The organism is Pseudomonas sp. TNT2022 ID642 (assembly GCF_028656995.1).
In the GTDB taxonomy this organism is placed as follows: domain Bacteria; phylum Pseudomonadota; class Gammaproteobacteria; order Pseudomonadales; family Pseudomonadaceae; genus Aquipseudomonas.
In genome coordinates, this window is sequence record NZ_JAMDGW010000006.1 from 234,198 (window position 1) to 254,001 (window position 19,804).

15 protein-coding genes are annotated in these 19,804 nt (G+C 61.1%); 5 read left to right on the forward strand and 10 right to left on the reverse strand.

Annotated features, from left to right (window positions below):
• Position 1: 1 nt before the first annotated feature.
• The 6 genes from M5G26_RS05820 to M5G26_RS05845 are packed head-to-tail and all read right to left on the reverse strand — an operon-like array spanning position 2 to position 10,197.
• Positions 2–814: a YfaP family protein gene (locus M5G26_RS05820; RefSeq protein ID WP_273914666.1), complete on the reverse strand. Its 813-nt coding sequence runs from the start codon at positions 812–814 to the stop codon at positions 2–4.
• Between the two features lie 3 nt (positions 815–817).
• Positions 818–2,437: a DUF2300 domain-containing protein gene (locus tag M5G26_RS05825; protein WP_273914667.1), complete on the reverse strand. Its 1,620-nt coding sequence runs from the start codon at positions 2,435–2,437 to the stop codon at positions 818–820.
• A 1-nt stretch (position 2,438) separates the two neighbouring features.
• Complete coding sequence (locus M5G26_RS05830) at positions 2,439–7,013, reverse strand: alpha-2-macroglobulin family protein (protein ID WP_273914668.1); 4,575 nt, start codon at positions 7,011–7,013, stop codon at positions 2,439–2,441.
• Positions 7,010–7,660 carry a DUF1175 domain-containing protein gene (locus M5G26_RS05835; RefSeq protein ID WP_038361998.1) on the reverse strand — a complete coding sequence of 217 codons (651 nt, stop codon included), beginning with the start codon at positions 7,658–7,660 and terminating at the stop codon, positions 7,010–7,012. The genes M5G26_RS05830 and M5G26_RS05835 overlap by 4 nt, the downstream gene beginning before the upstream one ends.
• Positions 7,645–9,357, reverse strand: a complete 1,713-nt coding sequence (locus tag M5G26_RS05840; protein WP_273914669.1) for a DUF2138 domain-containing protein — start codon at positions 9,355–9,357, stop codon at positions 7,645–7,647. Before M5G26_RS05840 ends, M5G26_RS05835 begins: the two co-directional genes overlap by 16 nt.
• A 48-nt stretch (positions 9,358–9,405) precedes the next feature.
• Positions 9,406–10,197, reverse strand: a complete 792-nt coding sequence (locus tag M5G26_RS05845) for a YfaP family protein (RefSeq protein ID WP_194934927.1) — start codon at positions 10,195–10,197, stop codon at positions 9,406–9,408.
• Between the two features lie 278 nt (positions 10,198–10,475).
• Between M5G26_RS05845 and M5G26_RS05850 the strand changes: the two genes are divergently transcribed.
• From M5G26_RS05850 to M5G26_RS05870, 5 genes are all read left to right on the forward strand, one after another.
• On the forward strand, positions 10,476–11,621 hold the full coding sequence (locus M5G26_RS05850) for a Fic family protein (protein WP_273914670.1): 1,146 nt from the start codon (positions 10,476–10,478) through the stop codon (positions 11,619–11,621).
• Between the two features lie 112 nt (positions 11,622–11,733).
• Complete coding sequence (locus M5G26_RS05855) at positions 11,734–11,976, forward strand: exodeoxyribonuclease VII small subunit (RefSeq protein WP_003228627.1); 243 nt, start codon at positions 11,734–11,736, stop codon at positions 11,974–11,976.
• Entirely contained in the window at positions 11,973–12,860 is an 888-nt protein-coding gene (gene ispA, locus M5G26_RS05860) for a (2E,6E)-farnesyl diphosphate synthase (protein WP_273914671.1), read from the forward strand. The genes M5G26_RS05855 and ispA overlap by 4 nt, the downstream gene beginning before the upstream one ends.
• Before the next feature lie 91 nt (positions 12,861–12,951).
• On the forward strand, positions 12,952–14,850 hold the full coding sequence (gene dxs / locus M5G26_RS05865) for a 1-deoxy-D-xylulose-5-phosphate synthase (RefSeq protein WP_273914672.1): 1,899 nt from the start codon (positions 12,952–12,954) through the stop codon (positions 14,848–14,850).
• 139 nt (positions 14,851–14,989) lie between these two features.
• Positions 14,990–16,876 (forward strand): TonB-dependent receptor domain-containing protein, encoded by a 1,887-nt coding sequence (locus M5G26_RS05870; protein ID WP_273914673.1) that lies wholly within the window; start codon positions 14,990–14,992, stop codon positions 16,874–16,876.
• A gap of 114 nt (positions 16,877–16,990) precedes the next feature.
• Here M5G26_RS05870 and M5G26_RS05875 read toward each other — a convergent pair whose 3' ends face one another.
• The 4 genes from M5G26_RS05875 to M5G26_RS05890 all read right to left on the reverse strand — a co-directional run bounded on the left by M5G26_RS05875 (position 16,991) and on the right by M5G26_RS05890 (position 19,799).
• Complete coding sequence (locus M5G26_RS05875) at positions 16,991–17,791, reverse strand: cobalamin-binding protein (RefSeq protein WP_273914674.1); 801 nt, start codon at positions 17,789–17,791, stop codon at positions 16,991–16,993.
• On the reverse strand, positions 17,791–18,210 hold the full coding sequence (locus M5G26_RS05880; RefSeq protein ID WP_273914675.1) for an MFS transporter: 420 nt from the start codon (positions 18,208–18,210) through the stop codon (positions 17,791–17,793). The genes M5G26_RS05875 and M5G26_RS05880 overlap by 1 nt, the downstream gene beginning before the upstream one ends.
• On the reverse strand, positions 18,207–18,824 hold the full coding sequence (ribA, locus tag M5G26_RS05885; RefSeq protein WP_016984117.1) for a GTP cyclohydrolase II: 618 nt from the start codon (positions 18,822–18,824) through the stop codon (positions 18,207–18,209). The genes M5G26_RS05880 and ribA overlap by 4 nt, the downstream gene beginning before the upstream one ends.
• A gap of 222 nt (positions 18,825–19,046) precedes the next feature.
• The gene (locus tag M5G26_RS05890) at positions 19,047–19,799 is read right to left on the reverse strand and encodes a substrate-binding periplasmic protein (protein ID WP_273914676.1); all 753 of its coding nucleotides are present in this window, start codon (positions 19,797–19,799) and stop codon (positions 19,047–19,049) included.
• Positions 19,800–19,804 lie beyond the last annotated feature (5 nt).

A 19,804-nucleotide genomic window follows, 5' to 3' on the forward strand; every position in this document is an offset into this window, starting at 1 on the left:
CTCACGGATAACTGAACGACTTCACCAACGTCAACTCCCCCGCCGTCCGCATCGGGATCAGAAAAGTCTCCATCTTCTCGCTCGGCGTGCCCTCTTCAGTAATCACCGTCACCTGCGCCGTGGTCAGCGCCTGCACCGCTTCATCGCCACCCTCGTCATCCCCGCGATAGCCACCGCCGTAGTAATTCACATACACCAGATACTGGCCCTTGATCGGCGCCGGCATGGCGAAGATTTCCGGGCCATAGCCGGTGGTAACGTCGACGTCGAGCGCGGCGCCGTTGGCGGCGCTGCGGTTGCCGTACCAGATGTGTGCGCCGTCGGGGGTGACGAGGTGCAGGTCAAGGTCGGTGCCGTCACTGTCCCACGCCAGCAGTACGCGCAGTTTCGCCGGGGTCGCGCCGCCGCTGGTGTTGAGGAATTGTGTGCGGTGGCGTTGCTGACCGTCGGGGCTGCGCACTTCGACGCTGTTGCTGCCGTTGGGGAAGGAGAACGGGCGATCGAAGCGGCCGCTGTCATCGATTTTCAGCGGCATGCTGACGCCGTTGACGATCAGGCGGCCGGGTTCGTTGTCCTTCCGCGCTGCTTTGATTTCGCCGCTGATGCGGGCGGTGTTGGCCTGGCCGACCGGGGTGTTGACCGACGAGGCCGGGTAGTTGACGGTCTGGCGGAAGCTTTCGCCCTCGCCTTCAGGTGCGCCGCTGCGCCAGCCGCCGACCGGGGTGTCGAGTTTGACGCTGTCAGCGGCCATCGCCGGCGAGAGCGCAGTCAAGGTGCAGAGCAGCAGCAAGACCTGTGGATAACGGAGTGTCATGGTCTATTCCAGCAAAAGGTGACGGGCGAGCCCTTCGATGTAGGTTTCATCCTGGCCGTTGGGATGTGCTTCAAAGGCCAGGTGCAGATATTCGTGGGTCAGGTCGAGGCGATCCTGCAGGGTCAGTACGCCGCGCACGTAGATACGTTGGCGTTCGCGGTCGACGAAGGGCCTGCCGAACGCCAGTTTGCACACGGCGAAAGTGCTGACTTCGTTGTAGCCGGTTTCGCTCTCCAGTTTCGGGCGCCAGCCGCGTCGTTGTTTCTGCAGCCAGTCTTGCGCAGCGGGCAGTGCTTCGCAGGAAGCGACCGGGTTATCCCAGCGGCTGAGGCTGGCGCGCGGGTAGGCGTGCAGCAGAATCGCGTCGTAACGTTGACCGGCCTTGGCTTGCTCGACGGCTTGTTGCCAGGCGAGTTTGTCCGGGCCGGGTTGATCGGAGTGATAGGTGACGGTGCTGCCGGCCAACACCAGATCCGCCGTCCACGCCGCGATGTTGCGTGAGTCCACCGAAGCTGGCCGTGGTGCGACGCGCTGGCGATTGCTGCTGTCATCGATGCTCAGGCAGTCGCCGTTGCGTGTGGCGTTTTGCAGCAGATAAGTGCGGATTGCCACGGCCAGCGCTTTGGCCGCTTCGACAGGTTCCGGTTTGGCTTCGCGCTCAAGGACGCGGGCGACGTACTCTTCGCGATCAAGCCTTGCGACCAGTTTGTCGTTGAGCAGAAACAGTTCGCCGTCGCTGTGGATATCCAGCGCGTTGCCATTGGCGAATTCGATGCGGTAGTCGCCCTGCAACGGGCCGGATGTCACCACCCGCTCGTCAGCCAAAACCCGCGTGAGCGGATAGCGCGAGAACAATCCGACTTCAACACAACGTCCCACATCTGCCGGCCATGCCGCTGGCAACACCGTCGCCAGTGCCTGACCGTAATGCCGCAAAACCATCTGACTGGTGCCGCGTCCACCTGCCCATACCGGCGCACCATCGGCCGTCCAACCGGCAAACCCACCCTGTCGAGATTGCGGGTCCTGATCACCGAGCCAGCTCCAGGTTTTCACCCGCAGACGTCCGCCGAGTTCACCAACGACATTACCGTCAGCAGCATTCAGCACCACATCGAGCAGCACTCGACGCGCCTGATCCTGCGCCGGCAGAGACGCCAGAACCTTCAGCAACTCAACCACGGAAACCCGTTGAGCCGGTTGCACCAACGGCAAATCCAGCAACCACGACGGCGCCTGCCGCGCCTGCCAATACGTCCGCCACTCAGCAGCAGAAATGCCCAACCGCGCTGGCTCAAAGTACAACCCGCAGGATTTCACCAACGCCTGATCACGCTCGATCCTGCCGCCCGCCGAGCAGCAATAAACCTCTTCCTTCGACTGCCCGCGACATTCATACGCAGGCTCACGCGCGCCGGTGTCCACCAGCCACGCGTAGACAAACAACTTCCACAGACTGCCCAGCGGCGTATCCAGCGATGACGGCAACGGTTCACGCTTGATCAGTTGCGTCTGACTCAACGACAACAACTCGCCCTTGTACGCCACGCGCAGCGGCTCATCCTGCGCCGTCGCCAGCGCAGGTATCACACACATCAGCAGCCACAGCAGCGGCCGGGTCATGTCAGTTGACCGTGACCTGACCGAGGGCGGCTTTCACTTCCTGAGCCTGATGTTGCGGCGCGTACACCTGAGTGAAACGCACCGGCGGCAGGTTGAACTGGCCTTTCTGCGAGAAGCGCACCAGATGGCGCAGGCGCAACTCGCCGCTCAGCGCATCCACCGGCACGGCGTAAGCCAGTTGCCCCGGTTCGAAGCGCGCCTTCTCCAGCGCCGTTGGTTCGGTGCCGTCCTTGCCCTGCAACTTGATGCCCCACGTGGTGCGCTCGACATCGGCGCCCGGTGGCAGCGGCACTTCGAGCATGCCGTAGCGCAGTGGTTTGGGTGCTTTGCTGGTGAGGATCACTTCGTCCAGGTACAGGCTGTCGCTGGACAGCGGTTTAGTCCCGACCGGCTCCAGTTTGAAGGTGAACGCTTCGTCGCCCGGCACCAGTCGCGACAGGCGACGGGTGATGGTCACGGCCATTGGATCAACCGCAGGTTGTTGGGTCTGGAAGCTCAATGCTGCGCGCAGCGGACGCTCTTGCGTGCCGGACACTGTCAACATGCTCGGCACGGGCGTGGCGCCCTGCCAAGTCCAGAAGATCTCACCGGTTGCACCGTAGTTCTTCTTCCAGCCTTCACCCGGTGTCAGAGCGATGGTCGGCGAAGCCTGGGCGATGCTGCGTTGCAACCAGGTCAGTGCCAGCGCACGTTCGAGGGTCGATTGCTGCGGCAACAGCCGTTGCAGCAACGCTTGCGCACGCGCCTGATCGAACGGTTGCAGCGACAGGTTCAACGCTTCGGCAAATGGCTGCGAGCTGACCGACAGACGCTGTTGTGCAGCGCCCACCTGACGATTGAACGCGTCCGGCAAGGCCACTTTCGACTGAGTGGCCAGCGCTGCGGTCAACACCCGCGCTGCCGCCAGACCGAGCGCCGAATCCGGATCGCTCATCACCAGGCTGTCTTCGCCGTCGTCCATCAGGGTTTCGGCATTGCCTTCACCGGCCTTGGCCAGATCCTCCATCAACCCGCTGAGCAAGGTGTTCACCGGCAAATGCATCTGCTTGGCAAACGACAGAATCAGCGCCCGTTGCAGCAATGGCGTGTTCGGCGCTTGCTTGGCGTACACCTCCAGCACCCGCTGCCAGTGCTCCGGCGGCAAGGTCAACTCCAGCACTTGGCTGGCATTCCAGTCGGCGTAGTAGGCGTAAGCAGTGAGGAACGCATCCGGCTCACCGTCATAACCCCACCAGGTGAAGCTCGCCGATGGCCCGGCCATTTGCACCAGACGCAGCCGGCTGTTCTGCATGATCAGACGCAAGCGATCACGAATCTGCGGATTCGATGCCAGCGATGGATAGGCAATGCTCAACGGCAGCAAACGGCTGGCAGTCTGCTCGACGCCGCCATACGGATAGCTGAGCAGATCGTCGAGCGCGGAACGGAACAACGCTTGCGGGCTGTCATCCAGACGCAGGCGAATATCGGTGGCGTCGGCCGGCAGACTCAGCGCGGTGTCGCCGCTGGCGACATCAAGGCTTTGCGTTTGCGTCACTTGCCAGCCATCACCGGTCGCACTCAGGCGCACGGCCAGAGAGTCCGCGGTTTTGCCGTCCTGCACCAGCTCCGCCGTCCACTCACCGGAGGCCAAGGCAAACGCCGGCAGCGGCAGGTAGTTGATGCCGTTGTTCAGAGTCACCGGCAGGCGTTGTTCGGCGCCCGCGTAGTGCGTGACGAGTTCAGCCTTGACCGGTTTTTCGGCTTGGCTGAAGGCGAACACGCCGAGTTGCGGCTGATCGCCCTTGCGGAATTTGCTCGGCCCGCTCCACTTCAGGTACAGCGGTTTTTCCGAACGGACGAACTGTTTCTTCTGCCCGACCTGACCGTCATCGGCAATGGCGCGGGCAGTGATGCGCCAGCGGGTCAGCGAGTCCGGCATCTTGAAGGTGAAGCGGGTTTTGCCGTCAGCACCGGTCAACAACTCCGGCTGCCACGCGGCGGTGTCGACGTCTTCACGACGCGGCCGCTCCAGAACTTTCACCCCGCGCTCGCTGCGGTTGGCTTTGCCCGGTGCGCCAGGGCTGCCCGGCAACGCCACGTCGTAACTGATGAACGACAGGCTCGCACTGGTGCGCACGTTGTTACGGCGCGGGTGATAGAAGAACTGGTCGATGGTCGGCGCGACTTCCGGTTGCAGCGCGTAGACCATTTCGTCGACGACGCTGACGGTCAGATGCGCCGGCACCGCTTTGCCGGCGAACTGCGTAGTCAGGTCAACCGTGACCGTATCGCCCGGCAGATACACCGCTTTGTCAGTGCTGATCGCCACGTCGATTTGCGGCGCGACCACTTTGATCCCGGCGTTCTGGAAGCTGTACTGACCGCCCTTGGTGTAGAGCACGGAGAAGGTCAGGTTCGGCGCGAAGTTGTCCTTCACCGGGATGCGTGCGCGGTATTGGGTGTCGCTGAGTTTCTCCAGCTTCAACCAGTCGCCGCCCTTGGCCAGCAGCGCGGTGGCTTCGACCTTGTCGCGCTCCAGCGACAGCAAGGCATCGCTGACCGGCTCAGGAAAAGTGATCAGCGCCAGCGCTTCATCACCGGCCTTGTACTCAGCCTTGTCGAGGACAATTTCCACAGTACCCGGCACCGCTTTCACACCGTCACCAGTGACCGAATGCCCGGTGGCACCGAGTACGCGACCGTGTTGATCTTTCAGGGTCAGGTTGTAGGTACCTGGACGATCGAAAGCCAGACTGAAGCCTTTATCCGTCGCCGCAAGTTTGCCTTCGCCCGTGCTCTGGTCTTCCAGACGCACCCAGCCATAAGTGCTCGGTATTACCGCTTTGCTTTGCTCGGTGCCGCCCTCGTTGGCGTAGCTGAACGCAACCTTATCGCCGACTGCACTGAAGCGTTGCGGCGCGCTCAGACGGAAACTCGCCGCGCCACGGTCGATGAGGATTTCCTTGGTGGTCTTGACCCGATACGCCGCGCCATCGCTGGCGAACACGGTGAGCATGTAGCGGCTCGGTTTGTCGGCAGCCGGCAGGTCGAGGCTCGCGTTACCTTTGCTGTCGGTGGTCAGTTCGGTGCTGGTCAGTTCCACCGGGAATTGCCCGAGGTATTGCAGCTCATTGTCGACCATCGACAGTTGCTGGGCACGCAGGCTCAGGCTCAGCTTGGCGTTGGCCACCGGTTTGCCGTCCGGGTAGAGCAACACCAGATTGCCTTTGACCGGTTCGCCGGTGCGGTAATCCTGCTTGGCCAGATTCAGTGAGATTTCGAAGTGCGGTTTGATGTATTCCGCCACACGGAAGGCGCTGCTGTAGGCCTGATCCTTATAGTTGAACCGAATCTCGTAACCGCCCGCCACCGCGTTGTCCGGCAACTGGAAGCGGCCTTGAGTACCGGCCTTCGAATCGAGTTTCAGGTCAAGGTGTTGTAACTCCGTGCCCGTCGCATCCAGCACGCTAACGGTGACATCCGCTGCGCCCGGCAACACCGAATCCCGCGCATTCTTGAACTCGCGTCCAACGATTTTCAGCGACACCCAATCACCCGGGCGATACAGCGGCCGATCGGTGAAGGCATACAGTTTGGTGTCGTAGATTTCGCTGTCGTAATAGAAGTTTTCCGAGACGAATACACCGCCCTCTTCGTCCTCGCCGATGACGAACGAACGCTCCGGACTGACGTGTTTCAGGCGCAGCAAGCCATCGCCATCAGTGGCGCCACTGCTCATCACGCCGAGGCCATCCGTCCACAGCACATTGACCTTCGGCACCGAACTGCCTTCGTGTTTGCGCGCCGCCCAGACCAGCAATTCATCGCCGGCAATCTTGCTCACCGCCACAGTGTTGGAAACGAAAACCATGGTGGTCGCGCGGTACTTGCCGATCAGCGCTTCGACCAGATACAGACCCGGTTTCAGATTACCCAACGGGATATAAACGTTACCCGGCGCGACACTGACGAAATCGCTGGAAGACCCGGCCAGATTGACCCCGGCCGGCGGCTCAATCGGCTTGGCCTGCCACAACGGATAACGGAACTGGCTGACCACCGGCAGACCCGGGATCAGCGCAAATTGCGGCTGCGCGTCATACGGAGTAGGCGCAGCGATAGCGTTGCCCATCTTCAGTTCCGGCACTTCTTCGGTGACCTGTTTGCGCGATTCATAGGAGAACGCGCGCTGCATCACTCGACGGGACTTGCGGTACCAGTTATCCCACAGATACGCGAGGGTGTTGGACAGACCTTCGCCCTTGAACTGGCCATCGCTGACCACGCGGTGCAGGTTCTTCTGGCGCTTGAGGAAATCCAGCGGTTTGTCGATCCGGTACACACGAATGTCGGCGCCGCCGTACGGTTCCATACGGAAGCGACGGTAATCACGGCCCGGCGCTTCGAGGCGCACCATCGCCTGCTCGTCCGCCGCAAAACTGCTGTCGGCGAGCAGGAAGAAGCTTTCACCGGACACCGGCGTGTAGCCGCTCGGCTCGACCGAATCTTCGGCGCTGACGGTAGCCACTGGCAGCAACAGCGCCAGCAGCAAAGGAATTCGGGAGCAGAGTCGCAACATGCGGGCACCGGTCATTGGGAGAGAAAGTTCAGTCGATAGACGCCGATGAAGTTGGGGTTGGCTGCGTCGGGTATCCATCGGGTGTCCTTCCATGTCATGAGTTGCTGCAGGCTTGCCGAACGCATGCCGTTGTCAGTGGGGGTGGTGGTGCCGGTGTGATAGGCGATGTAGCGGCCCATCCAGATCATCAGGTGCTGGTCGTCGCCCTGATCGAAAAACATCAAATCACCGGGCCGTGCCTGCGAGACATCGCGGCTGACCAGATGGCTGTTGAACTGAATCAGTTTGATCGCGTTGACGTACGGCCCGACCTTGCCGCCGCCCTGCTGCCATTGCTGGGCGAACTTGCGTTGCTCATCGCTGAGCGACAGCTCCGGCGGCAAATAGCGATTGGACAGGCCATTGCTGCGCAGCCATTTGTCGTCGTGGACTTTCAGCGCTTCGTTGGCAGCGAAACGTACCAGCCCGGCACAGTCCTGCTGATACCAGCGCGGGCTCGGGCCCTGGCTCAGTTGCTCTTGGGCGATGCGCACGAACCAGGCGCGAAACACCTGGGATTGCGCCGGATCCAGCGCTGGCGCTTCGACGGCTCGGGCGCCCGCACTGAGTAACAGCGCGAACAAGCCGAGGCTGCGGATCAGTGCGGTCACAGCGCTTTCCATTCCAGCGGCAACCATTGCCAGTGGCCGTCGGGCTCGCTGCCTTCGGGCAGGGTCAGCGCGTATTTGCCGTAGCCACCGAGGGTGCGCAGTTTCGGAATCAGATAGGTTTGCGCGGCGTTGTAGAACACCGGTTCCATGTCTTGCGGCAGGCTGTCGAGGGTTTCCTGCTGCATCAGTTGCGCCATCGAGTCCGGGCCGAAGTAGATCGGCATCAGCACGTCTTTGGGCAGCACGTCAGCCATCGGCGGGAAGCGTTTGTCGAGGGTGCCGAGGGCCTTGTCGACCAGTTTATCGTCGAGGGAAAACAGCAGCGTCGAGCCGTGACGGGCGAGGCTGACTTTCATGAACGCCTTGCCGCTGATTGCGTCCGGGTTCTCGGCAGTCTTCGCCGCATACGGGCCGAAGTTGGAGCTGACCTGACGCTGCCAGACGTGGTTCTGACCTTCCTGTTTCTCGACCACGGGGAAGACGTTTTCTTCGACGTTGGCCTCGAACGCGCCGACCATCGAACCGAACAGTTTGCCGAGGTCACCATCGAGTTTGCTGCTGTCTTCGTCTTTCAGACTGGCCACCAGCAACGGCGTGTACAAACGCGAATCGGCGTACCAGCAAAGGCCCGCCGCACCGGCCACGTGTTCGGTGAGGGTCTGCGCCACCGCTTCTTCGGCGCCGAGTTTTACCAGCAGTGGTTTTTGCGGTTCGGCCGCGACCGGCAGGGTCACGCAGGCACTGGCCCCCAGCGGCATGGCTTGCCAGACCGGTTTGAAATCGAAGTCGGGCTGGTTGTCCAGTTCGTCCATGGCGAGGTAGCTGTGCCAGCCCTTGTCATCCATGTCGAAGCGCAGCCCGGCGAAGTTCGGGATGAAGCGCTGATAACCCATGGCCAGGACACTGGAGTTCACCGACAGGCGCTGTTTGGTTTCCGCAGTTTTCGCCGGCAGGCCGAAGGCTTCAGGGAACAGTTTTTCGCCATTAAGCAGCGCCGCCAGCGCTTGTGGCGAGACGTGGCCCGACTCTTCAGAGACGCCGCTTTCCGGGTCGTAATACTTGGCTGGGTTCGACAGCACCACCAGTTTGTCGCCGTGGGAGGCGAACAACAGGGCTTTGCTGGCGTTATAGATCAGTTGGTACAGCGGCACGCTATCGCCGCCGACCTTGAGTTCGCCCATCTGACTGAGCTGAGTGTCATCCAGCGCGACTTTCGCCAGCGGCTCCAGCAGTTTCGCCAGACCACCACGATCCATCACCAACAGAAAATCCTTCAAGCGACCATCCGCACCACGCCACAGCGCAACATCGGCCGGTTGATCGAAAAGCTGCTCGATCAGGCTGTCCTGCAGCTTCAGATCATGCTCATAGATGATCCGGCGCAGGCTACCGATCAGCCCTAGGCGATCAGCATGGGTTTCGTAGTAGAAGACGAAATCTTCGGTGAGCGTGGCCTTGAGGAACGGCACCGTCAGCAAGTCCTTGGGCAACTGGCTCAGCGAGCGGGTCTCCAGCAACGCATCCGGGCGACTGAGGCCGAGCTTGTCACTGGCCAATTCCGCCGGCGGCGCCTTGGGCTTGAGCAGCAGCCAGCCAAAACCGCCCGCCACGCCGGCCACCAGGCACAGCCCGGCCAGCAGCAAGGGCCAGCGCCGCGAAGGTTTCGCCGCTGGCGTGTCGGCAGCCGAAGTAACAGTGTTTTCGCTCATCTTCTCGCTCATTTCCCAAAGCTCAGGATTTCATCCGTGGCGGAATGCTTAATAGTTGAAAGTCTTGACCAGCAGCAGATCACCGATCGCCCGCAGGGGCACGATGAACGTTTCGCGTTTTTCGTCGACAGTGTTTTCGTTGAGCACCAGCGTGATTTGCGAGGTGATCACCTCGTTCTGGTTGCTGGTCTCCTCGAAGTTATAGCCGCCGTTGCCGAAGTTGCCCCAATAGTTGACGTAAACCAGGTAGGTGCCGTGCAGCGGCGCGGTCATGGTGAACATTTCCGGGCCGGGGCCATCGACGCCATCCGGGTCGAGACCGCCGCCATTGCTCAGCGCCGGCTGCGCCCAGAAGGCATGCTGACCGTCCGGAGTGACAATGTGCAGATCGAGTTCGGCTTTCGGATCGTCCCAGCCCAAGACAAGACGAATTCGCGCCGGCGTGCGCAAATTGTTTGCTTCATAAAATTGCACGCGCTTGAGCGACTGGCCCTCGGCACTGATCACCTCGACGCTGTTGGAGCCGGCGCCGAACGCGTACGGCCGGGCGAAACGGCCTTGGTCGTCGGTGTACAGATTCAGTGGATTGCCATTCACCGCGAGACTGTGCGGCGGGCGCATGTGGCCGATGGCTTTGAGCTGGCCCTGGATCATCGTGCGATTGCGCTGGATGCCGCGATCGATCGGCGGCGTCGGGTAGGCGACTTGCGGGTTTTCCGTGCGATCGAGCAGGCCGTGGTAACGCCAGCCACCCACCGGCTCCGACACCTCGGCCGTCGGCGCGGCCAGCAGCGCGGGCGCGCAGGCCAGGCCGATCAGCAGCCAAAAAAATGAACGCATGTAATGCCTCCTGCCATGCCTGAACGAAACCTTGCACCCGATCCTCGGTACTTCACAGCGGTGAAAACTGCGTTTCGTCTGAAAGACCCGTGACTGTAGGGTCGTAGAAGGCGCGAAGATTAGCGATTCGGCGGTTTTTTAACAATCGGATACATGTGCTATTGCTGTAGGAATCAAGCCAATCCGGTGGACGGTGAGCCGAATAGGCGTCATATTCGGCTCACAAAATGAGCCGAATAGCATTTCTATTCGGCTCACGGACTCAAGGCAGGCAACGAATGGCAACTTACTGGATCTGGCAGCAGCCCGATTGGCCCGACTTCAACTGGCAGGCGGAACGCCTGGCACCGTTGTTGCGCGGGTGTGTACAGGCCCAAGGTCAGTTGATGGGTATGGCCGGTTCGGTAGGTGACTCTTTGGGGGCTCAGACCGAACTGGACGCCCTTTTGCAGAATATCGTGACGTCTTCGGCCATCGAAGGTGAGCAACTGAATGTCGGCTCCGTGCGGTCATCCTTGGCGCGACGTTTGGGCCTGGAGTTGATCGACGGCGATAAAGTCAGCCAACGCAGTGAAGGTCTGGCGCAACTCATGCTTGATGCCACCCGTCGATTTGCCGAACCGTTGATACTGGAGCGCTTGCTGGAATGGCACCAATGGCTGTTTCCCGATCAAGAGGCTGACCTTACTGCGCGCTCAATGCATGTGGGTGCGCTACGCGGTGACGAGCCAATGCAGGTGGTTTCGGGTCGCATTGATCGTCCAACGGTTCATTTCGAGGCGCCACCTCGCCAAGGTCTTGAGCAGCAGCTCGACCAATTTCTCCAATGGTTCGAGGCCAGCCAGCATCAGACAGCACTGGACCCGATGCTTCGTGCGGGCATCGCCCATTTCTGGTTCGTCACCTTGCATCCGTTCGACGATGGCAACGGCCGTCTGACCCGCACCATCACTGATCTGGCGCTGGCACAGGGCGAAGCGCAAGCCATCCGTTTCTACGCCATGTCGGCGAGCATTCTGGATGATCGGTCCGGCTACTATCGGATTCTGGAATCGAGTCAAAAAGCCACACTGGACATCACTGAATGGCTCACATGGTTCCTGCAAACCTTGCTACGCAGTCTGCAACAAGCCATCACCCGCATTGAAAGCGTGCTGGGCAAGACGCGTTTCTGGCAGGCACACCGCGAGTCCGAACTTTCGGCGGAGCAGGTCAAAGTGCTCAATCGTCTGCTCGACGGCGGCGAGCGGAGCTTTGAGCACGGCATCAGTGCCGGGCAATATCAAGCGGTGGCGAAAGTGTCGAAGGCCACAGCAACCCGACACCTTGCGGAGTTGCTGGAGAAAGGTTGCCTTCAACGCTTGCCGGGAGGGGGTCGTAGCACCCGCTATCAGATCAACTATCCCGACAGAGCTACACATTAATCTCACCCAGCACAGAGCCATTTCTGTCCTTGAGAGCCGGCCCGCTCATTTGCCCATAACCCCCCTATCTGCTAGTGTCGCGCCGGTTTAACGTCAACCGGAAATCGCCGCCATGGCCCGCAAAAAAGCTGCACTGGATTTCGAACAGTCCCTCGCCGACCTGCAAACATTGGTCGAGCGTCTGGAGAACGGTGAATTGTCGCTGGAAGACTCGCTGACCGCTTTCGAGCAGGGCATCGGTCTGACCCGTGACTGCCAGGCAGCGCTGGCGCAAGCCGAGCAGAAGGTGCAAGTGCTGCTGGAGCGCGATGGCGAACTCGCCGAGGAACCCTTCGACGCGGAACAGCCAGAATGATTGCAGCGTATACGGCGACCAGTCAGACCCGGGTTAACGCAGCGCTGGAAACTCAGTTCAACGCGCCATTGCCGGAACTGGCGCGGCTTTACGAAGCCATGCGCTACAGCGTGATGAACGGCGGCAAACGCGTGCGACCGCTGCTGGCCTACGCGGCGTGCGAAGCGCTCGGCGGCAAGGCTGAACAGGCCAACGGCGCGGCCTGCGCGGTTGAGCTGATCCACGCCTACTCGCTGGTTCACGATGATTTGCCGCCGATGGACGACGACGATCTGCGTCGCGGCCAGCCGACCACCCACAAGAAATTCGATGAAGCCTGCGCGATTCTTGCCGGTGACGGTTTGCAGAGCCTGGCCTTCAGCGCCCTGCTCGACCCGCGCCTGAGCGATTGCAGCAGCGACATCCGCCTGCAAATGGTCACCGCGCTGGCTAACGCCGCTGGTCCGGCAGGCATGGTCGGTGGTCAAGCCATCGACCTCGGTTCGGTCGGCCTCAAACTCGATCAGAAAGCCCTCGAACAGATGCACCGGCACAAGACCGGCGCACTGATCGAAGTCAGCGTCAAACTCGGTGCTCTGGCCAGCGGCCGTGCCGAGCAGGATGAACTCCGTGCCCTGCAGACTTATGCACAGGCCATCGGCCTGGCTTTCCAGGTGCAGGACGACATCCTCGACGTCGAAAGCGATACCGAAACCCTCGGTAAACGCCAGGGCGCCGACATCGCCCGCGACAAACCGACCTACCCGGCGCTGCTCGGTCTCGACGCTGCCAAGGCTTACGCGCTGGAACTGCGCGATCAGGCCCTGCACGCCCTGCGACCGTTTGACGCGGCGGCCGAGCCCTTGCGCGAGCTGGCCCGGTATATCGTCGAGCGGCGCAACTGACGGCGTATCCGCCAAAAAAGACCAACGCGTGGGCAGGGGGCGATGCATCAGGTAAACTGCCGCATCTTCTATACCTATAACGATTCGCCTGATGCCCACGACGTTTCATGAGATTCCCCGCAAGCGCCCGACCACGCCCCTGCTCGACCGCGCGAACACGCCGGACGGCCTGCGCCGGTTAGGCGAAGCCGAGCTGGAAACCCTGGCCGATGAGTTGCGCCTGGAATTGCTCTACACGGTCGGTCAGACCGGTGGGCATTTCGGTGCCGGCCTGGGCGTGATCGAGCTGACCATCGCGTTGCATTACGTCTTCGACACGCCGGACGACCGTCTGCTGTGGGACGTCGGGCATCAGGCGTATCCGCACAAGATCCTCACCGGTCGCCGCGAGCGCATGGGCACTCTGCGCCAGAAGGACGGCATCGCTGCCTTCCCGCGTCGCGCCGAGAGCGAGTACGACACCTTTGGCGTCGGCCACTCCAGTACTTCGATCAGCGCTGCGCTGGGCATGGCGATTGCCGCCCGCCTGCAAAACAGTGATCGCAAGGCGATTGCCGTGATCGGTGATGGCGCGTTGACCGCCGGCATGGCTTTCGAGGCGCTGAACCATGCGCCGGAAGTGAACGCCAACATGCTGGTGATCCTCAACGACAACGACATGTCGATCTCGCGCAATGTCGGCGGCCTGTCGAATTATCTGGCGAAGATCCTTTCCAGCCGTACCTACGCGAGCATGCGTGAAGGCAGCAAGAAAGTCCTGTCGCGCCTGCCCGGCGCCTGGGAAATCGCTCGTCGCACCGAAGAATACGCCAAGGGCATGCTGGTCCCCGGCACGCTGTTCGAAGAGCTGGGCTGGAACTACATCGGCCCGATCGATGGCCACGACCTGCCGACCCTGATCGCCACGCTGCGCAACATGCGTGATCTGAAAGGCCCGCAGTTCCTGCACATCGTCACCAAGAAAGGCAAAGGCTTCGCCCCGGCGGAAGTCGACCCGATCGGTTACCACGCCATCACCAAACTCGAACCACTGGATGCTCCGGCCGCCGCGCCGAAAAAGGCCAGCGGGCCGAAATACTCAGCGGTGTTTGGCGAGTGGCTGTGCGACATGGCCGCCGCCGATCCACGTCTGGTCGGGATTACCCCGGCGATGAAGGAAGGCTCGGACCTGGTGGCGTTCAGCGAACGCTTCCCGCTGCGCTACTTCGACGTGGCGATTGCCGAGCAACATGCGGTGACGTTCGCCGCCGGCATGGCCTGCGAAGGCGCGAAACCGGTGGTGGCGATCTATTCGACATTCCTGCAGCGGGGTTACGACCAGTTGGTGCATGACGTCGCGGTGCAAAACCTCGATGTGTTGTTCGCCATCGATCGTGCCGGCCTGGTCGGCGAAGACGGCCCGACCCACGCTGGCAGCTTCGATCTGTCCTACCTGCGCTGCATCCCGGGCATGGTCATCATGACCCCGAGCGATGAAAACGAGCTGCGCAAGATGCTCACCACCGGCCACCTCTACAACGGCCCGGCGGCAGTGCGTTATCCACGCGGCAATGGCCCGAACGCAACCATCGAGAAAGACCTCGAGCCGATCGAAATCGGCAAGGGCATCGTCCGTCGTCAGGGCAGCAAAGTCGCCTTGCTGGTGTTCGGTGTGCAACTGGCCGAAGCGCTGAAAGTCGCTGAAAAACTCAATGCCACTGTGGTCGACATGCGTTTCGTCAAACCGCTGGATGAAGCGCTGGTGCGCGAGATTGCCGGCAGCCATGAGTTGCTGGTGACCATAGAAGAAAACGCGATCATGGGCGGCGCCGGTGGCGCGGTCAGCGAGTTCCTCGCGCGCGAGAACATTCTCAAGTCGATGCTGCATCTGGGCTTGCCGGATATCTACGTCGAGCACGCCAAGCCTGCGCAGATGCTGGCCGAGTGCGGGCTGGATGAGGCCGGGATCGAAGCGTCGATTCGTGAGCGTCTGGCCTTATTCAACAAATAAACGCATTACCCTTGTGGGAGCGAGCCTGCTCGCGAAAGCGGACTGTCAGTCAATACATTGCTGACTGATACACCGCATTCGCGAGCAGGCTCGCTCCCACATTTGATTTGTGTACACCTGAAACACCAGTGGACTGTCCATGAAACTCTCGCGCCTCGCCCTGCCCTTCTTCCTGCTGCCGACCGCCAACGCCCTCGCCGACGCCTTCGAACGTGATCAAGCATTGAAGCTGCCGGACATGCTGATCTCCGCCAACCGCCAGGTCGAAGCCCGCAACGACAGCAGCGCCGCCAACACGGTATTCACCCGTGAAGACATCGACCGCCTGCAACCGAGCGATGTGCCGGACCTGCTGCGTCGCGTTCCCGGCGTGCAAGTGGCGCAGGCCGGCGGGCGCGGCAGCCTGCCGGGGATCTACATTCGCGGCACGCAGTCAGCGCAGAGTCTGGTGCTGGTCGACGGCCAGCGCATTGGCAGTTCGACGTCCGGCGACAGCAACCTGCAGCATCTGAACATCGAGCAGATCGAGCGGGTGGAAGTGCTGCGCGGTTCGCGTTCGGTGATTTACGGCAGCGACGCGATTGGCGGGGTGATTCAGATCTTCACTCGACGCGGTACTGAGCAAGGTTTGCAGCCACGCCTGCACGTTGGTTTCGGCAGCAACCAGACATGGCAGCGCAGTCTCGGCTTGTCCGGGGGCGATGAGAAAACCCGCTTCAATCTCGGCGCCAGCCTGGATGAAACCGCCGGAATTGACCGCACTCACGAGTCGTATCCAAGTGATGGCGATCATGACGCCTACCGCAATAAATCCGTCAGCCTGAGCCTCAGCCATGCGCTGACCGATGACATCGAAGTCGGTGCCAATCTGCTGGATAACCGTGGCAAGAGCGAGTTTGACAACCCGTTCGGCCGCTTCGACATGAATACATTCGAATCGGTCCAGCAGCAGCCCTACAGCGATTTCAATGTCAGCAGCGTCAGCAGTTACGTCGATGCACGGGTCAACGATATCTGGAAAACCCGCGTCGAGTTCGGCCACACCGAAAACCGCGAGAAGACCCTCGACAAGCTCAGCGACGAACGCACGGTGTTCAACACCTACCGCGACTCGGTGAACTGGCAGAACGACCTGACACTGGACGCACGCAACAGCCTGATCCTCGGCGGCGATTGGTACGAAGACCGCGTCAACAGCAGCACCGCATTCGACGAAGACAGTCGCTGGAACCGCGCCGCATTCATCCAGCATCGTTATCAGGCCGACAGCTTCTCCACGGAGCTGGGGCTGCGCCATGACGATAACCAGCAATTCGGCAGCCAGAACACCTGGAGCGGCACCTTCACATTGCCGCTGAACCCGGACAACGATCTGTTGCTGAGCTACAGCGAAGGCTTCCGCGCGCCGACCTTCAACGACTTGTACTACCCGGACTTCAGCAACCCGGATCTGAAGCCGGAAACCTCGAAAAGCTACGAGCTGCAATGGCGCAGCCAGTTGAGCGACAGCAGCCGTCTCGAGGCGTCGATTTACCGTACGGACCTGGAAGACGCGATCATCTTCGGCAGCAATTCACGCCCAGAGAACGTCGCTTCGGCACGGATCAACGGTTTTGAAGCGGCATTGAAGCAGGAAGTGTTCGGCTGGCAGAGCAACCTCGGAGTGGCGATCATCGATCCGCGTGATCGTGATACCGGGCGCACCCTGGCCCGGCGTGCGCGGCGCACGTTGAGTTGGGATCTCGATCGCCAGTTTGACCAGGTTAGCCTCGGCGCCAGTTGGCAGGCGGTCAGCAGCAGTTATGACGACAAGGACAATACGCAGGCGCTGGGTGGCTATGCGCTGTTCGGCTTGCGTAGCAGTTGGGCGTTGAACCGCGAGATCAAGCTGGATCTGAAGGTCGATAACCTTTTCGACAAGGGCTACAGCCGGGCGAATTACAGCTATGACGGCAGCCAGTATGGTTATCGCGAGGAAGGTCGGGTGTGGATGTTTGGTGTCACCTGGACTCCCGAAATCCACTGAAATCCCCTGTAGGAGCTGCCGAAGGCTGCGATCTTTTGATCTTGATCTTCGGCGATTCCGACTCAGTCAAACAGCAAAATCAAAAGATCGCAGCCTTCGGCAGCTCCTACAGGGTTACCTGTCCGGCGCGATCAATTGGCAGAGTTTGGCGGTAGCGCTGATCATTTGGCCACTTGGGCGCTCAAGGCCTTTGTCGGTGACCAACAGCAATTTCCCCTGTTTGACCGCTACTACCTGCGGCCACGCCTTCCACGCATTCAACTGCGCCTGATCACTCGCAAGAATCACTTCGGGGTCGCGCTGCAACACCGCCTCGATACTCACCTGCGGCGCCGGCAGACTCAGGTCGCCGAACACATTGCGCGCCCCGCACACTTCAAGCGCATCGCTGATGATCTGCCCGCCACCGACGGTGTACAGCGGCTGGTCCCAGACCTGATAGAACACCCGCAACGGCACTTCCCGTCGATAGCGCTGGCGCAGCTCCGCGAGTTGTTGGCGCAACGCCGCCACCCGTTTTACTCCGCGCTCAGGCCGCCCCAATTGCGCGGCAATGGCTTCTATCTGGGTGGTGAGTTGTTCTAAAGAATGCGGTTCGGCGACGAAGGTCGGGATGCCCAGGCGCTTGAGCTGATCACGCTGCGCAGGGCCGACACTGCCGGGCCACAGCAACAACAAATCAGGCTGAAGGCTCAGCAGTTGTTCCATGTCGAGTTGGCCATAGCGGCCGACAGAGGGGACGTTAGCAATTTCAGCAGGACGTTCCCCGGCATCGAGCACACCGACCAATAGATCAGCCGAACCCAGCTCAACGACAATTTCAGAAAGCGACGGTGCGAGGCTGACCACCCGCAGTTGCGCCAGCGCAGGGCCACTGACGGCCAGCAGCAGAAGCGCCAGCCAGAGACGGCGCATCAGCCGAGTTGACGCGGAATACGGTAGAGGTAGAACAGCACCGCCGTGGACAGCGCCAGCAACATCAACGGTACGGCTTCAAGACCGACAAACACCGCCAGTGCGCCGATCCATGCCGGCAAGGCTGCCGCCAGAAACGCAGTGCGACGGCGCGCCGCGAGGGCGATCCACGCGGCCGGTTCATCCGGGGTATCGAGGGCTTTCTGCGTGGCGATCAGCGCATGTTTGTAGCGACCGAAAAACTTCAGGCTGACAAACATCGACGCCACGCCGGCAATAAAGAACGGCATCGCCAGTACCGGCAGAACCCCTTTGCCCTGACCAAACAACGCGTTGAGCACAAACAGCGGCACCAACGCCAGCGCGAGATATTTCCACCAATCAACCGACAACCGGCGCCGCACCTGACCCCGTGTCACGCGCGATCAACCTCGCCCTGATGCTCGTTGCCCATCATGTGGTCGAGCTTGCTGGCCTTGGTCGCCAGGTAGAGTTTGTTGTGCGGATTGTGGCCGGTGTGCAGCGGCACGCGCTCGGCGACGGTGATACCCATGTCGGTCAAGGCTTTGACCTTGCGCGGATTGTTGGTCATCAGGCGCAGGGACTTCACGCCCAGATGCTCAAGCATCGGCAGGCACATGGCGTAATCGCGCTGGTCGGCGGCAAAGCCCAGACGCTCGTTGGCTTCAACGGTGTCGGCGCCGCCGTCCTGCAGTTCGTAAGCACGGATCTTGTTCAGCAGACCGATGCCGCGACCTTCCTGACGCAGGTAGAGCAACACGCCACGGCCTTCACGGGCGATGGCTTTCAGCGCGCCTTCCAGTTGCGAGCCGCAGTCGCAGCGCTGGCTGAACAAGGCGTCGCCGGTCAGGCATTCGGAGTGCAAACGGCCGAGAACCGGGGCACCGTCGGCAATTTCACCCAGGCTCAGCACGACGTGCTCGCGGCCGGTGGCTTCATCGAGAAAACCGTGCATGGTGAATTGCGCAAAAGGCGTTGGCAGCTTGGAAGCGGCGACAAAGACGACAGGCACCGGTGTGCTCCTGATCTAAAGAGTCTGAAAATTCGCAGGCCGGCATTGTAACAGCAGGTTCCTACAGACGCTTAGGCTGAATTATCGGGCATAACGATCAAAAAGTTTGATAACAACCCGGTCGACATGGATCCTTGTAGGAGCTGTCGAGTGAAACGAGACTGCGATCTTTTGATCCGGCTTTTAGGATCAAGATCAAAAGATCGCAGCGTGCCGCAGCTCCTACAGGGGATTCGTCGCGCCGGTAGTGAACGGATACGGCTGCTTCCACTTCTCGAAGATCGGCTTCAACTCGCCGCTCTTCACCAACTGCTCCATGCGCTGGTCAAACAGTGCCATCAGCGCACGCGCCTGCGGGGTGTCGGCAAACCCGAGAAACAACGGCAGCTCGATCAGATGTGAATAGCGATACAGCGCCGGATCTGCTGCGGTTTTGAGCACGGCCTCGATCTCGGTCAGTGCATCGATGTAATAATCCGCCCGCCCCTGCTTGAGCATCGACAAGATCCCGGTACGGCGTTCGATCTGGTTGTAACGCTTGATGTTCGGCAGGTAGTTTTCGTAACGGTAACCGCGCACCCAAGCCAGTCGATACTTGCCCAGCGTCGCCTGGGTGGGCGCCGGATTGCTCGCCAGACCCAATGCATAGATGTGGTCGGAATCGAAATTCCAGTGCGGATACAACACCTGTTCGGCCTCGTCGCGGTAGGAGCCAACCAGCGCGTCGACTTCCTTCAACTGCACCAGCCCGACCGAACGGGTGTAAGGCACGCTGCGGATATCGAGCTTGACCCCGGCCGGCTCGAACACCTTGCGTAGCACGTCCCAACCCAGACCATGGCCATCAGCGGCGGTGTAGTCTTCCCAGTCTTCACTGGCCAGATGGATGACCGCCGGCGTCGGCGCGGCGTCCTGCGCACCGGCCACGGTGCTCAGCAAAGCCAAAACCACTAACGCCAACCAGCGTCGAGCCATCCCCA

What these genes read in the sequence shown, in the direction of transcription:
- M5G26_RS05890 (WP_273914676.1), bottom strand. Translation starts at nt 19,799, where the DNA reads ATGGCTCGACGCTGGTTGGCGTTAGTGGTTTTGGCTTTGCTGAGCACC.
- M5G26_RS05855 (WP_003228627.1), top strand. Translation starts at nt 11,734, where the DNA reads ATGGCCCGCAAAAAAGCTGCACTGGATTTCGAACAGTCCCTCGCCGAC.
- M5G26_RS05870 (WP_273914673.1), top strand. Translation starts at nt 14,990, where the DNA reads ATGAAACTCTCGCGCCTCGCCCTGCCCTTCTTCCTGCTGCCGACCGCC.
- M5G26_RS05835 (WP_038361998.1), bottom strand. Translation starts at nt 7,660, where the DNA reads ATGGAAAGCGCTGTGACCGCACTGATCCGCAGCCTCGGCTTGTTCGCG.
- M5G26_RS05820 (WP_273914666.1), bottom strand. Translation starts at nt 814, where the DNA reads ATGACACTCCGTTATCCACAGGTCTTGCTGCTGCTCTGCACCTTGACT.
- M5G26_RS05875 (WP_273914674.1), bottom strand. Translation starts at nt 17,791, where the DNA reads ATGCGCCGTCTCTGGCTGGCGCTTCTGCTGCTGGCCGTCAGTGGCCCT.
- ispA (WP_273914671.1), top strand. Translation starts at nt 11,973, where the DNA reads ATGATTGCAGCGTATACGGCGACCAGTCAGACCCGGGTTAACGCAGCG.
- dxs (WP_273914672.1), top strand. Translation starts at nt 12,952, where the DNA reads ATGCCCACGACGTTTCATGAGATTCCCCGCAAGCGCCCGACCACGCCC.
- M5G26_RS05850 (WP_273914670.1), top strand. Translation starts at nt 10,476, where the DNA reads ATGGCAACTTACTGGATCTGGCAGCAGCCCGATTGGCCCGACTTCAAC.
- M5G26_RS05840 (WP_273914669.1), bottom strand. Translation starts at nt 9,357, where the DNA reads ATGAGCGAAAACACTGTTACTTCGGCTGCCGACACGCCAGCGGCGAAA.
- M5G26_RS05830 (WP_273914668.1), bottom strand. Translation starts at nt 7,013, where the DNA reads ATGACCGGTGCCCGCATGTTGCGACTCTGCTCCCGAATTCCTTTGCTG.
- M5G26_RS05845 (WP_194934927.1), bottom strand. Translation starts at nt 10,197, where the DNA reads ATGCGTTCATTTTTTTGGCTGCTGATCGGCCTGGCCTGCGCGCCCGCG.
- M5G26_RS05825 (WP_273914667.1), bottom strand. Translation starts at nt 2,437, where the DNA reads ATGACCCGGCCGCTGCTGTGGCTGCTGATGTGTGTGATACCTGCGCTG.